Here is a 14187-nt window from a genome sequence, read left to right on the forward strand (position 1 = left end):
TCACCGGCGAGCGACAACACGCCTCAAGCACCTTGCGATCTTTCCGCGAAAGGTGGACTTCTCTTGCTTCGGGGATCATCCATATCTTGAATCACGACTCACGATCCAAGAAAAGTGGGTACTAGCGTGGTGTAAGCGCGGACTCGATAGAGGCGTGCATAAGGCGGCAATGAAACCGCGAGCCCAGTCCAATCCTTCAGCATTGCAGCCCGCTTTTTGACGAGGAACGGCCCGACTACAAGTCCATCCAGCTCTGTCGTCAGAAACGCGGCAATCGCGTCTGCAACCGAATCCACGATCGGCTCGGCATTGTTGCTAAAGGACGTGTTGAGCAGAACTGGGATGCCCGTCCGCCTCTTGAACGCATTAATAAGCTCCCAGTAGGCGCGGCTGCAGAACGGCGATGTGTTCACGAAGTTCATGACCAAGCTTCTGAACCATTCTCAGGTCAAATCGCTATTGTCGGACGAGCATTTTTCGGTGGACGGGACGCTGATCGAAGTTTGGGCTTCGCAGAAGAGTTTTCTCCCCAAGGACGGCAGCGGCAACGATGATGATGGCGCCAACTTCCACGGCCAGAAGCGCAAGAACGACACCCATGCGAGTACCAGCGATCCGGACAGCAGGCTTTATCGCAAGGCGGCCGGACGCGAGGCCAAGCTTTGCTATATGGGCCACGCCACCATGGAGAACCGGCACGGGCTGGCGGTGGCCGGCAGGGTCACGCATTCATAAATTTTGTCTAGCCCGCCACTTACTCCTAGACACAGCATGTCGCGCTCCATTCGTCGTGATAGGGACACTCTACTGGCCTGACTCAGGACCGTTCCACCTGAGTGAGGTTCCACCTGAGTGAGGTGCACTGTCGCTCGCCGCCGCGAAGGTCAGTCAGAAGTTACCGACCTCAAACAATCTAGCGTAAGGTCCGTCTGCGAAGTGAAGCCGCAACTCATGAAAATTCTGTACCGTCTGGTCCAGCGGTCGCGTTTCCTGGCGCTGAAGAATGGCGCGACCAGAAAGCTGAAGCGCTGGAACCCCGAAGAACTCCCAAATCGTTGCCAAGCAAGCGGCGGGTTCGCGAAGAAGACTCTCGTACTCAATCACAAGCATGTTGGTCGGCGCGAAGGAGTGCGCGACCCGAGCGTGGAAATTGTCGGCAGTCTTGAAGTAGGCCTCGCAGTCGGCGATTGACAATCTGACGCACGGCGGCGGAGCCGCGTTGTCAGAGCTGAATTTCAGCCATTGGCGGGTTTGCCTTGCCTGCACCAGCGATCGTAGCGATTCCAATGTGTTTCTGCGAACCACGAGGATGACCTTCAGGCCTGGCCAACCGGCCAGCTCGGCAAAAAAGCCCGGACGATCGTGAAACTGAGGTTCGTTGATCTTGCAGCCAACGTGCGTCACCTTGTCGCTCCGCGGGGGATAGCGCAGGTAGGCAAGTTCTAGGAGCTCGCGATCGCTATGTAGCAGGCGATCCTTATCGGGCCACTTCGTATCATATGGATTGAGCAACTCACCGTTACTGAACACGTTCGGATGCTCGTTTAGCAATGCTTCCAGATAGTGCGTGCCAGTCCTTGGCATCCCAAGAATTACAAAGGGCTCAGGTGACAGTGCGGGGTAGGTCATTGCATGTGGCTCCAACTAATATTGATCGCGAGGCTTGGGGTGGCGCCCCGCACAAGAATCCACGCTGTCATCTCTCCGCCGACTCTTTCAATGATGTTGAGAAGCGGCGGGGATTAAATCCGCGCTCATGCAACGCTGCAATCAAGCGGGACAGCACCATGACCCGTCTGGTCGCGCAGGCCGGCGTGAGTGTCCGGTTTCAACCCGCTCGGCTCTTTGTCCTGGTTCTCACAATACGGCTCACGGGACCCGATCGGCGACGTGATTTGTACCAGGAGGCCAATACCCGAATCATGGGGACGGCGTTCCATAACGCTGATAGATTGACTGAATTCCATCGAGGACCTCGCGTGACAGGCTGACTTCCACACTGGCGATGTTGTGCTTTAGCTGCAGCTCGGAGGTCGCGCCTACGAGGGTGCTTGCAACGAATGGCCGGCTGCTGAAGAATGACAACGCGCCGTGCGCTGGATCAATGTTATGTTCCCGAAACAGCGTTGTATATGCGAGGGCCGCATGCTGGGCCCTCTCATTGCTGTAGCGGAAGAATCTCCCTAATAAGTTCAGCCGCGAACCGCCTGGTCGCTGCCCACCCAGGTACTTACCGGTCAGTGTGCCCATCGCGAGCGGCGAATACGCTAGAAGCCCTACCCGTTCGCGCTGAGCCATCTCGGCGAGGCCGTTCTCGAAGGCGAGGTTAAGCAGATTGTACGGATTCTGAATGCTTATCACGCGGGCTAAACCATGTACTTCTGCGTGATGCAGGAAGCGCGCAAGGCCCCAAGGTGTTTCGTTGCAGAGCCCGATGTGACGAACGCGACCGCTTCTGACGAGTGCGTCCAACGCCTCCAGCGTCTCCAGGATCGGGACCGTGTCCTCGTCGAGTTCGTACTGGTAGTCGACTAACTGAAAGACGTTGGTGCTGCGGTCGGGCCAGTGCAGTTGGTGGAGGTCGATATAGTCCGTGTGGAGCCTTTGCAGGCTGGTGTCCACGGCCTCGAACAGATTGGCGCGTGTGTAGCTGACGCGGCCGTCGCGCACATAGGGCAAAGTTTGCCTTGCCTGCTCGAACAGGGCCGACGGCTTTGGTCGCAAGCACGACGTCTTGCCTGCGCCGGGTCTTGCGTAGCCAACTGCCGATATAGCGCTCCGCAAATCCATGTGTCTCCGCACGGGGTGGCACAGGGTACATTTCGGCAGTGTCGACCAAGTTTATGCCGGCATCTAGGGCTGCGTCCAGTTGCGCGTGCGCCTCGGCTTCCTCGTTCTGCTCCCCCCAACTCATAGTGCCCAAGCCGAGCGCGCTCACCTTCGGGCCGCTGCGGCCCAGTTCACGATACTGCATCGCATATCTCCTTCTCGTAGTGGTCGTGAGTAGCGTCAACGCATCAGGCGTCGACGAAAAAGTGCCGCCGACAGGAAGAACGGCAATACTGCGTACATGCAAATTACACCGATATGCAGGCCGACGCTGCCGGCCGGGCGGCCAAGCATCGCCGGACGAATGAGATCGATCGAATGTGCCAGCGGCAAGAAGCGCCCCACCTGCTGAAAGGCGTCGGGCAGTTGGGTGACCGGGAAGACCGCGCCGGACAGGAACAGCATGGGTGTGAGGACGAGCGTCTGGTAAAACACGAAATAGTCGTAACTTGGTGAAAGCGCTGCGACGACCATCGCCAGGCTCGCGAAGGTGAGACCGGTGAGGGCGATAGCTGGCAGCGCATAGAGGATGGATGGCCACGCTGCGTAGCCCAGGATGGCGGCAACAATCGTAATTGCCGCCCCGGCCAGAAAGGCCTTGCTGGCTGCCCACGCCACTTCACCGAGAAGGATGTCGCCGAGCGTGAGCTGCGTGCACAGGACTGCTTCCCAGGTGCGCTGATGATGCATGCGAGCGAAAGCCGCATGAATGGTTTCGAAGGTGGCGGAAATCATCGCGCTTGTCGCGACCATGCCAGCCGCCAGAAACGCGATATATGAGGTGCCGTCAACGCGACCTAGCATTGCTCCGAGGCCCAAGCCGAGGCCGAATAGAGAGCTCATAGGCTCGGCGGCGTTCCCGAGAACCGATGCCAGCGCGACTTTCCGCCACGCCAGATAGTTGCGTCGCCATACCGCGATCCAGTTCCACGCGTTGGCGGGCAGAGCCGCCGCATAACGTCCCCACATGGTTCAGTCCTTCATCTCCCGCCCAGTCAGCCGCAAAAAGACATCCTCAAGATTCGGTGGACGCTGCAGAAAGCGTAGACCCGTGTGCCCGCGCAGCTGCCCGCGCACCCGCTCCGGATCTGGCGCATAGCAAAAGAGCGTCTCACCGCTCACGTCGATACGCTGCGCGTACGGCCTGATCAGCGCACCCAACTCATGCGGATTGCCACCGTAGATCTCGATCACTTGGCAGCCGATCTGCTCGTCGATTAGGGTGTGAGGCCGGCCTTCAGCGATCTTGCGCCCTTGCTCGAGTACGCACAGCCGGTCGCACAACCGTTCGGCTTCTTCCATGAAGTGGGTGGTCAGAAGAATCGTCTTGCCGCGCGCCAACAGCGAGCGCAACCGTTCCCAGATCAGGTGGCGCGCGTGCGGATCGAGGCCGGTTGTCGGCTCGTCCATGACGAGGAGCTGAGGGTCATTGATGAGCGCACGCGCTATCGTCAGGCGCCGCTTCATGCCGCCAGAGAGTTCGGCGACGCGCGCATTCGTCTTGTTCTCGAGGCGAGCGAACTCGAGCAGTGACGGCGTGACCGCTTCGATTTGGTGCGCGCTCATGCCGAAATAGCGCCCGAACACCAGCAGGTTCTCCCGGACCGTGAACTCGAGATCAAGATTGTCGAATTGCGGGACCACGCCTATGCGCATGCGAGCCAAGCGAGCGCGTCCCGGCACTGGTTCCCCGAGCACGGTGATGTTGCCCGCGTCAGCTGACGCCATGCCGAGAACCATGCGCGCAATCGTGCTCTTGCCTACGCCATTCGGTCCCAGCAAGCCGAAGCACTCTCCCGACGCAACGGTGAACGACAGCCGGTCGACAACGACCTTATCGCCATATGACTTTGTTACGCCGGTAAGGCCGATCGCTATCGCGGACATGCGCTCATCTTGGCGTGAGGGATGCCGTCGCCCGGCGCTAGCTCAGCTGCAAGCGGCTTGGTCAACAGCAGGCCGTCGCACCATACGTGTTCAACGCGTCCCCACTGGCAGGCTGCGGCGGCATCCGGAAAAAACCCACGCCCATGGTGGTTGGCACTCGTATTGCAAAGCAGCGGAATGCCCGTGAGTTTTTCATATTCGACGAGAAGCTCAGCGACTTTGTGCTCAGAGTTTCTAGGAACGGTCTGCAACCGGGCAGACCCGTCGAGATGTACAACGGCGGGGATTTTGTCCCGCCATTCCGCTCGCGTCTGGTGATCGAACAGCATGTAAGGATCCGGCGTTCCAGGGCTGAAAATTTCCGGCGCGCGATCTTCCAGGCATATCGGCGCCACTGGCCGGAAGTGTTCGCGACGTTTGATGTCGTTAAGATGATCCTTCATTCCCGCCGATGTCGCGGCTGCGAGAATGCTTCTGCCGCCCAACGCTCGTGGTCCGAGCTCAGCGCGGCCGGCGAGGAAAATCACGGGCTTATTGCTCGCCAGGATGGCAGCAAGTTCATGCATACTGCAGGGCGCAGCCTCCCACTCAGACGGCACATCGGTGCGTGCCAGGGCTGGGCCACTGTAGACCGACCATTCCAGCGGCACGAAGCCTATGTCCGCCGCCATTGCGGCACAAGCCGCGCCGATTGCCGAGCCGCTGTCATTCGGAAAGGGCGGCACCCAGACAGCATCGCACAGGCCATTAGCACGTAGTGCACTGTTCCATTTTATGTTGAGACCGCAGCCACCGGCTATACACAAGTTGCGCGATCCCGGAAAACCCGAATGCCGCTGCAAAGCGACTGTCACTTCCTGAACAAGGAGACGCTCGAGAAAACAATGAAAAGATGCAAGTACATCTTCGGGTGCCTTAGCCTTCAATCGCAGCGCGCTCCGCTCGAAGAAGTCGTGCATAGCCGCAAGTGACGACTCCGCGCTGTTTATGCCCGCTCGGTAACGGCGAGCCTGCTCCGTGTCGGCCGCAAAGCGCTCCTCGTAGAGCTCCTGAAATACCGCCATCATGGCTTCATCAGCACACCCGAGCGCGGTGTAAGCCATCAGCTTGCCGGCAACACCTAGGTCCCAGCTGGTCCGGTTCGCCTGCCTATAAGGTCCGAAGTGAGAGCCAGCGGCACCATATGCATGGCCTATCATCGGGAACAGGCATTCGAGGAACCGGGCGCCCCGACGATCTACATAGTAGAGACGTGGAAAGATGCAGCCGTCCCATACCAAGCAGAAGGCTGATTGTCCGGCTTTGGCAAAGGGGCTGGTGCAGTATGCGGAGGCCACATGGCCTGTGACATGCGGATAGCTTCTATAAGGGAAGAGCCTGCCCTCGAGCATGAGCCCAAAGCCGTCGTGCGAAGTGAGAAGGCCCTCGGCATGGCGTTCAACATACGGCGCCCCTTTAAGAGTGATCGCTGCCGTCCCACTGAGGGCCTCGAATTGGGATTCGACTTCCCCGTCCCAACCATCGATGACAAACCGATCGACATCCCGCGGATCCAGACCGTGCTCCGCTAAAGCGGCGACAACTGCGTCGAGATTGTCGATGGCTTGATATCGCAGATTGTTGCCCCGCTTCTCCTGCTCGACGCAAAAGACGAGCCGTCCGTCCTCGACAAGAGCGATCGCCCCGTCATGCGTCAGCTTTATACCGCAGATGCGCATTGTGCCTCCATGTCAACGTCGGCGATTCGATTGACTCGAGATCGAATCGGATTCCGGAAGCAGGCGAGCAAGCAGTCTTCGTTGACCGACTCGCCATGGCACTGCAGCCGCTCGACCTCGATCAGCGTTTCGTTCAACATGCTGATGACCGTCTCGGCACCAGCAGGGTGACCCCAGCGCCGACACGTGGCATCGCGCGCGGATCCGAAAACCAGCGGCCCTTCCGGCGCAAGCATCCGCACTAGTTTGCAAATGGCCGCGCGTATCTCGGCCGTGTCAGCCAGGTGATCGAGAACTTCCGCCACGACGATCAAATCGAACAGCTCTCCGGTCGAGAACTGCTGAACGTCGCAGACTATCCACGTGATGTGCGACCATCTCTTCGTCCGTTGGCACGCTCGACCAATCGCTCGCGGCACGACATCGAGCGCTCTGAGCCGTTTGCAGTGCGGCGCCAGCTTTTCCGTGAATGCGCCGGCTGCGCACCCCACTTCGAGGGCATTTGTGATATACCCTCTGGAAAGCGAAAGCCGCGGCATTTGCGTGTGACGCTCCCGCTCAAACGGATTTCCGTCGAGGCGCCACGGATCGTCGGCAGCCAGTTCCCGCTCTAACAGTTGGTATTTCTTATCCAGGCTCACGAGCTATTCACCTATGTAACTGCACGATCACTCGCCGCTGCAAGCGCTGTCAGACGTTACCAACCTCGAAGAAGCACGCGAAAGATCCCTCCTTCGGATTGACCCACCAATTCCCGGACCTTCTGTAGCATTTGGTCCACCGACCGGATTTCGGATGACGACCTGCTTCCCCCCCCCGTTTGGTAGCTTGGCGGCCTGGCGCGACAGCCAATCGCTATTGCTCAATGTACACAATGCATAGGCTTTCACGGGGAGTAAGAGAAAGATGTTGATGAGTGTGTGCAGAGAAAAGCCGAGAAATCGAAGTTCGCGAGCACGAAACGCTGCGACGCTGCAGCGAACCACGGTCATTGATGCGATAATCAGTCCTGCCCACCACGGCACTGTGGCTGTGAGTGCGAGCTGCGCGAGCGCCGTTAGCGATGACAGGGCTAGAAGTAGCGGGCCGAGATTCTGTCCGACTACATCTAGCGTGAGATAGCGATCAAGTTCAGGCAACAGGCGCAGCGCAAGGAACGTATCCCGGAAAGTGCTCCGTGCCCAACGGAGTTGTTGGCGCAGATACGGCCCTAGCCTGTCCGGAACAACTGTTGCCGCGACGGCGTCGGGAGCGTACTCCGTTTGAAACCCTGCTTTCAACATGAGGATCGTGAGATGGCGATCCTCACCGAAGTCGCTTGGCTTTCCCCGAAAGAATTGCGTCTCGTACTGATCTAGTAGCAACAGGAGCGCGGAACGACGGTACATCGCACATGGGCCGCAGCAGCACATAACGGCGCCGAAGCGAGCTTGTGCCGCGCGCTCTTCGTTGCAAGCCAACCAGTACTCCATATCAATCAACCGGGTCAGCCAAGTGTCGCTTCGGTTGCTCGCCGTCAACTGCCCCATGGCCGCCCCGATCGCTGGATCCTGCATCTTCCGTGCAAGCTTCGTGACCACGTCGGCTGCTATTATCGTGTCCGAGTCGACGTTGAGCACGAGATCTCCAGATGAGCGGCGTATCGCAGCGATCTGTGCCTTCCGCTTTCCGACATTCTTTCGCAGCAGAATGAAGCCGAACCTCGGGTCGTCAGAGTAGGCGTCGTGAACGGGTGCCACAGCGTCGAGATTTCCAGAACCGTCATCAACCACATAGACCCGCAGTTTTCCGGCGTAGTCTTGGCTTGCAATGGACTTCAGACACGCCGAGAGCGTACGCGGGTCCTCGTTGAAGCAGGGGACGATGACATCCACGCTTGGTAGAGCGTCGGAGTTGACCACGTCGCCCGACGGCGATGAAACGTTTGTCGGCAGAGCATAAAGCACCTGCACGCTTCTATGGACAGTCGAGAGAAGCGCATAGACCGAGATAGCGACAGTGCTGGTTGTGGTAAGCAGGTTCATAGGGTGCCGGTTTGGTGAGGTTGAGGAAGCGAGCGGATTGAAAATCCGCGGACACGCAATGCTGGAATCAGGTTGGAAAGCGCCAAGACGGTCTGATCGCGCAGACCAGCATGAGTGCCCCGTCCCAACTCGCTGGGTGGACATCCGTCGTGCAAGAGCACAATTGCTCCCGGCCGGATAGAGGCCATCACCGCGTTGACAATCGCGTCAACGCCGGGACGAGACCAGTCTCGCGGGTCTACTGACCAGTGCAGGGCAGCCAGCCCAGCCCTCGCTGAGGTAGCGAGCACCTCTTCGGTCCACATACCATAGGGTGCACGCATGTGCCGCGGCGAGGCCTGGGGGCATGCCATCCTGATGACTCTGCTCGCCGTTAGTATTTCTTGTTGCACTTCGGCGAGTTCGCATCTGGACAAGTCCGGATGAGTCATTGTGTGGTTTGCGACCTCGTGCCCTTCTGCGACCATTCGTCGGATTAGTTTCGGCTGGTCCGCCGCGTACGCGCCGATGACGAAGAAAGTCGCTGGCACTCGGTGTTCCGCCAGCACATCGAGGACATTCGGCGTGCAAAGTGGATTAGGACCGTCGTCAAACGTCAGATAGACGCCGCGACTTTCGGTGCGGTCAGCGTATTCGCCGCGCGCTTCGCAAGAGCAGTCGAGGTGCGTCACAGCTCTGGCCCGTTCCGATCAATCATCGTGCCGGTCGGCCACTCGCTCATCGACCGTCCAATTGGTAAAATCACGATGAGTACGTCCTCGGTGCGTGTGGGCGGCTTGTCGAGACGCACATCTGGAAGGGTCGACCGCACGCGAACCCCCGACAAAACGGTTGCCCAACCGTGCCGGGCGACCCTTTCAACATGCTTCTGCAGCGCAGGCCGAACCGCGCCGAAGCCGAAGGGAACACCAAGCTCTTGCAGGGTTGGACGCAGGACGTGCACTGCACCGTGATAGGTGACTCCGAGTCCCTCAAAATCTCGACGTACCGCGTACAAACCTAGGTCGGCCACTAGTACATCGACCGCGCCAACCTTGATGAAACGGCGCAGCAAGCCCATATGAGCCGCTACACCGCGCGAGTCGTAGCCGATTACACGGAGCTCAGGCCTCGCGCCGGCCCAACTTCGACTGCCTTCGAATGGCTTTCCATTAAACGCCCCAGTCGGCCCATACGTCTTTCGAAAGAACTCGGCGAGTTCGACATGGTCGGCGAGTTGCAACTCGTTTTCCCAGCACAGCTTCCACCGCACCTGAGAGCGCATTGAGAGACCCCCCGTAGAGCTGGATACGGCAATATTCATGGGTGCCTCCTTTGCGCCGACCGGCATTCGAGGGTGGACTTGACGCACGCGAGCAGTTCGCTACCGATGAACGGCTTCACCAGGGAATGGGAAACGCTGGCTCGCAGCGCCCGCAGCCAGTGGTTGTCGCCGGGACGGCTCGTGAGCAGAATGGTGAGATCGGTCTTTCCGGATGCGGCCGAGTGCTGGCATAGCTCAAGCCCGGCCACTCCGGGCAACTGCACATCCGCGATCAAACAGGACGTGCTGAGAGGACGGTTGGATTTCAACTCATCTGCGCACTGGAAAGGTTCGGGGTTGTCGCTTGTCGACAAGAGCACGTCTGTCAGCGCTTGATTGACCGATGCATCGCGATCCACGATGGAGACAACGTCGAGCGCATGTGCCATTTGCACCAAATCTACCGGGGACTTCGCCTGCATTTTCTGCACGATTTGACTGCTATGGATACGTGATAAATTGGGCCTGGGTCGCAAAGGCATTGGGTGCCGGCAATCGGCAGCTCCCGACTTGTTGGGATGTTAAGGCGAAGTTGATCGCTGGCTCAATTCTACGGAGGTAAGCGGCCGATATAGAAACGGTTGGAAAAGCTATACGAACGTTTACCGGTCGTGAGCGCATAAGCGATCTGCGCCACGCCTGTCGCGTCAAGCCACTGCGCTGCAGCTCATACAACCCGTTGAAAACTGTGGCCGCAATGGACATGCGCTTCGGTCGGGGCTCGGGGTGCAGCTGAGACTTTTCGCGGAGCCAGGAGAAAGACTGGCAACCATTCCTTATCGGCCTGAATTTTATTGTGCTGACCGACCGGCTTTGGTATCCGCCATTGCGCAAAATTGGTAAAATCGATTATTTTTATTGAACACATCCACACGATGGATAACTCCACGCCATGCGCTTCAAAGGCCTTGATCTAAATCTTCTCGTCGCGCTCGATGCTCTGATGAGAGAGCGTAATCTCACCGCGGCGGCACGCAGCATCAATCTGAGCCAGCCGGCTATGAGTGCGGCCGTGGCCCGCTTGCGCGCCTATTTCCGCGATGAGCTATTTACGATGAGGGGCCGGGAACTTGTCCCCACAGCACGAGCGGAACGGCTCGCCGGGCCGATACGCGAGGCGCTGGTGCACATTCAGCTCTCCATAATTTCCCGCGACACGTTCAACCCAGCTAAGTCGGATCGCCGCTTCCGGATTCTCCTTTCCGATTTCATGACAATCATTTTCTTTAGACAGATCGTCGACCGTGTCGCGCGGGAAGCTCCCGCCGTCCGCTTCGAATTTCTGCCATTTGTCGATGAGCCTGATGAGCTTCTGCAGCGCGGCGAAGTCGACTTTCTTGTCTTACCGGAATTATTCATGTCGAGCGCGCATCCTAAAGCGACACTGTTCGAGGAGACGCTCGTGTGCGTAGGCTGCCAGACGAACAAGCAGCTGCCACGGCAGCTTACATTCGAGCAATACATGTCAATGGGACATGTTGCGGCCAAGTTCGGGCGGGCCCTGAGGCCGAATATTGAGGAATGGTTCTTGCTTGAGCACGGTCTTAAGAGACGCATTGAGGTCGTTGTGCAAGGATTTACCATGATCCCGCCGATGCTATCGGGGACTGAGCGTATAGCGACGATGCCCTCAAGGCTGCCCCAGCATTTCGCAAAGACGATCCCCCTCCGGATCGTCGAAGCACCGCTCCCGCTTCCCGCATTCACCGAGGCCATCCAATGGCCGGCCCTTCATAATACTGATCCGGCAAGTATTTGGATGCGGCGGATATTGTTGCAGGAGGCCTCCTGCATGGCTTCTCCGCGTGAGACCACCCGAAACCGCAGGCGCTGCTAAGTTCACTAAAGCGTCTTACCATCCGCTCTCGGCGACAATTCAGATCTACACTAGGTACCCACTTTTCATAGAACGTGAGTCGTGATTCAAGATCGGGATGATTCCCGAAGCAAGAGAAGTCCGCGTTTCGCGGAAGGAGCGTCTGGAGCTAGAAGCCCGGTGCCGCTCGCCGCGAACGTTACAGCGTGATCTGAAGCGTGCCCGGATTGTTCTATTGGCCGCGGAAGGCTGCAGCACGCGTGCGATAGCCAAGACAGTCGGCGTGCAGCCGCGGATCGTCAGCCATTGGCGGCATCGCTTTGCGGATGAAGGGCTTGCGGGCTCGGAGGACAAGCCGCGGCCCGGCAAGAAGCCGATCTACACGAAGGCGACCGGTAAGCGGATTCTGGCGCTGCTGGACAAGCCGCCTCCTGCCGGGTTTGCGCGCTGGAACGGCCCCCTGCTGGCGGAGGCGCTGGGCGACGTCGACGTTCAATATGTCTGGCGCTTCCTGCGCGAGCACAAGATTGAGAGCGCCGCCGCCGCATGGAGTTCCTCGGCTGAGGCGCACGAGAAGCTCCCGCCGTCACTTTCGAATTGTTGCCACTCGCCGATGAGACCGATGAGCTTCTCCGGCGGGGTGAAGTCGATTTTCTTATCTTGCCAGAATTGTTCATGTCGAGCGCGCATCCTAAAGCGGCATTGTTCGAGGAGCGGCTCGTGTGCGTAGGCTGCCACACGAATAAACGGCTGCCACCGCAGCTTGCATTCGACAAATACATGTCAATGGGGCATGTCGCAGTGAAGTTCGGGCGTGCGCGAAGGCCCTCCATCGCGGAATGGTTCTTACTTGAGCATGGTGTCAAGAGACGCATTGAGGTCGTCGTGCAGAGCTTTAGCATGATCCCGCCTGTACTATTGGACACGGGGCGCATAGCTACGATGCCCTCAAGGCTGGTTGAGCATTTCGCGCAGACGATGCCCCTGCAGATCGTCGCACTTCCGCGGTCACTTCCCGCATTTACCGAGGCCGTTCAATGGCCCGCTTTTCACAACAATGATCCGGCATGCATCTGGATGCGGGAGATATTGTTGGAAGAGGCGTCCCGCATGACTCCCCTGCCTGAGACCACACAAAGCTCTCGGCGCCCCTAGATCACTTAAAGCGTCTCATCGCCCTCCTCCTCGCTTCAAGCCGGTTACGCCCACATCCTTGGTGATGAGCCGGCCCTCCTTCATCGCGGGTGCAGTCTCGGAAAGTATGCTGCAAGGTCTTCGCTGGCGGCTCCGGCATGAACTCGGCTCGAATGCCTACCTCTTGCTCGAACTTCGTCTGCGCGCATTTCATGAGAGCCGCCTGACCCTGGTCCTCACACCGCTCTCTGCCCCGCAACCTCTTGACGAGCGCCTCTACAAGAGGCATGAACGCCGTCCCTCGTGAGAGTGCTTCCTGACTACAGTGCCCGCGCCGGCAGCGGTCCGCTTCGAGCAAGACGGCAAACATGTGCGATGTAAACCAAGGGCTTTCCTGATCGAGGCCAGCCATTTGCCTTGTGCGCGCAGCCCGTCGCGCGCTCCGCCGCCGCTCAGAGCACCACCTTATCGCCGATCCGCAATGAGCATCTTCATCGCTGCAGAAATTCGGAAGAACATTGCCCGCCTGAGTATCCATCATTTGGTATACCATGCGCGAGAAGGTCGAGCAGCGCCGCCGCTGGTAGATTGGTGCCCTCCCGCCATTCTCGTAACGGTGCTGCGATCCGTTGTAAACGGAATCAAAAGAGCAGCCATCGCTTTGCGATGGACATTCAGATATGCGAGCCAAGCTGAGGAAATGTTGAGGCTATCGTTTTTTGGATTAGCATCGGCGACCGCGTCGATCTCACAACGACTCCGCGCTTCCTGCAGGCATGAGTGAGCATAGCGGTGCTTCGGATGTGAGAGTTCATCTTTCTCGCCTCGTTGCTTCGGCTGCACATAGGCAACGGTGCTCGCAAATTGTTCAGAGAAGCTTGCCCGATATCGCCTACCTGGGTTCGGGACAGAGCAAAGCGCGACTGTGTTGCGCAACGGCATCACTTCAACGCATACCGCATCTTCATTGCCGTACGTCGTTGGTCTGTCTTCTTTTGGCCAAACGTCTTAGCGACGTGCGGCCGCCCTAGCGCGATAATGATACGGAGCCGAATGTTGCAGCAATACAGTGGTGTCTACGATCCGGAAGACCTTACGGTCCTGGGAAGGATTTTTGACGAAGCGGTCGCAGCGCTACCGACTTCTATGCAGACTCCTGAAAATCGAGCGGCGATCGCCACGCTTGTTCTGGCACGTGCTGCCGCCGGTAATGCGGAGTTGGCGTCATTGATGAATTTGGTCGTCGCCATTGCCTCTGCCGCTCGATCAGGCGGCCCCTCTGAGGAGAGCAACCTTGCTGGCGCCAGAAGAGCCATCTAGCTGGCGCCTTAATCGAAGCAGAGTGCAGCTAGCAGTCTGCTGAAAAAGCCCTCGTCAGGGGCTGCGATTGATGATTCTATATCGATCATGGATCGTCGGGGGTTCGCATGCGGGGCGCTTTTTCGGATCAGGGCGGATTATTTTCGTACATTACGC

General features: G+C 58.6%; 11 protein-coding genes and 5 pseudogenes. 5 read left to right on the plus strand and 11 right to left on the minus strand.

What is annotated here, in order from left to right:
- Positions 1–125 precede the first annotated feature (125 nt).
- A pseudogene (locus ACZYOF_RS37255) lies at positions 126–386 on the minus strand (carbamoyltransferase C-terminal domain-containing protein); the annotation flags it as partial.
- A 1-nt stretch (position 387) separates the two neighbouring features.
- Between ACZYOF_RS37255 and ACZYOF_RS37260 the strand changes: the two are divergent.
- Positions 388–726, plus strand: a pseudogene (locus ACZYOF_RS37260) (IS5/IS1182 family transposase); the annotation flags it as partial.
- Positions 727–888: 162 nt separating this feature from the next.
- On the opposite strand, the gene ACZYOF_RS37265 reads toward ACZYOF_RS37260, so the two are convergent.
- The 10 genes and pseudogenes from ACZYOF_RS37265 to ACZYOF_RS37310 form a co-directional block, all read right to left on the minus strand.
- Complete coding sequence (locus tag ACZYOF_RS37265; protein WP_028168864.1) at positions 889–1629, minus strand: sulfotransferase; 741 nt, start codon at positions 1627–1629, stop codon at positions 889–891.
- A 291-nt stretch (positions 1630–1920) separates the two neighbouring features.
- Positions 1921–2974 (minus strand): annotated as a pseudogene (locus tag ACZYOF_RS37270) (NADP(H)-dependent aldo-keto reductase).
- 35 nt (positions 2975–3009) lie between these two features.
- Complete coding sequence (locus ACZYOF_RS37275; protein WP_130228492.1) at positions 3010–3798, minus strand: ABC transporter permease; 789 nt, start codon at positions 3796–3798, stop codon at positions 3010–3012.
- 3 nt (positions 3799–3801) lie between these two features.
- On the minus strand, positions 3802–4716 hold the full coding sequence (gene nodI / locus ACZYOF_RS37280; RefSeq protein ID WP_028168862.1) for a nodulation factor ABC transporter ATP-binding protein NodI: 915 nt from the start codon (positions 4714–4716) through the stop codon (positions 3802–3804).
- Positions 4704–6434, minus strand: coding sequence for a nodulation protein NodU (nodU, locus tag ACZYOF_RS37285; protein ID WP_463718888.1), 1731 nt, complete (start codon positions 6432–6434; stop codon positions 4704–4706). The genes nodI and nodU overlap by 13 nt, the downstream gene beginning before the upstream one ends.
- Complete coding sequence (gene nodS, locus ACZYOF_RS37290; protein ID WP_463718889.1) at positions 6416–7075, minus strand: nodulation methyltransferase NodS; 660 nt, start codon at positions 7073–7075, stop codon at positions 6416–6418. The genes nodU and nodS overlap by 19 nt, the downstream gene beginning before the upstream one ends.
- A 27-nt stretch (positions 7076–7102) precedes the next feature.
- The gene (gene nodC, locus ACZYOF_RS37295) at positions 7103–8458 is read right to left on the minus strand and encodes a chitooligosaccharide synthase NodC (RefSeq protein WP_130228495.1); all 1356 of its coding nucleotides are present in this window, start codon (positions 8456–8458) and stop codon (positions 7103–7105) included.
- On the minus strand, positions 8455–9129 hold the full coding sequence (gene nodB, locus ACZYOF_RS37300; protein ID WP_463718890.1) for a chitooligosaccharide deacetylase NodB: 675 nt from the start codon (positions 9127–9129) through the stop codon (positions 8455–8457). The genes nodC and nodB overlap by 4 nt, the downstream gene beginning before the upstream one ends.
- A complete protein-coding gene (locus tag ACZYOF_RS37305; RefSeq protein ID WP_283813299.1) occupies positions 9126–9761 on the minus strand; it encodes a NodA family N-acyltransferase in 636 nt (211 codons plus the stop codon). Before ACZYOF_RS37305 ends, nodB begins: the two co-directional genes overlap by 4 nt.
- Positions 9758–10183 (minus strand): response regulator, encoded by a 426-nt coding sequence (locus ACZYOF_RS37310; RefSeq protein WP_463718892.1) that lies wholly within the window; start codon positions 10181–10183, stop codon positions 9758–9760. Before ACZYOF_RS37310 ends, ACZYOF_RS37305 begins: the two co-directional genes overlap by 4 nt.
- Before the next feature lie 470 nt (positions 10184–10653).
- On the opposite strand from ACZYOF_RS37310, the gene nodD1 reads away from it, so the two are divergent.
- The 4 genes and pseudogenes from nodD1 (at position 10654) to ACZYOF_RS37330 (ending at position 14031) form a co-directional block, all read left to right on the plus strand.
- Positions 10654–11598, plus strand: a complete 945-nt coding sequence (nodD1, locus tag ACZYOF_RS37315) for a transcriptional regulator NodD1 (RefSeq protein WP_463718891.1) — start codon at positions 10654–10656, stop codon at positions 11596–11598.
- Between the two features lie 97 nt (positions 11599–11695).
- Positions 11696–12136, plus strand: a pseudogene (locus ACZYOF_RS37320) (helix-turn-helix domain-containing protein); the annotation flags it as partial.
- Between the two features lie 8 nt (positions 12137–12144).
- Positions 12145–12732: pseudogene (locus tag ACZYOF_RS37325) on the plus strand (LysR substrate-binding domain-containing protein); the annotation flags it as partial.
- A 1032-nt stretch (positions 12733–13764) separates the two neighbouring features.
- Positions 13765–14031 (plus strand): hypothetical protein, encoded by a 267-nt coding sequence (locus tag ACZYOF_RS37330; RefSeq protein WP_196237468.1) that lies wholly within the window; start codon positions 13765–13767, stop codon positions 14029–14031.
- Positions 14032–14187 lie beyond the last annotated feature (156 nt).

This window comes from Bradyrhizobium sp. LeoA1Lang (genome assembly GCF_055413685.1).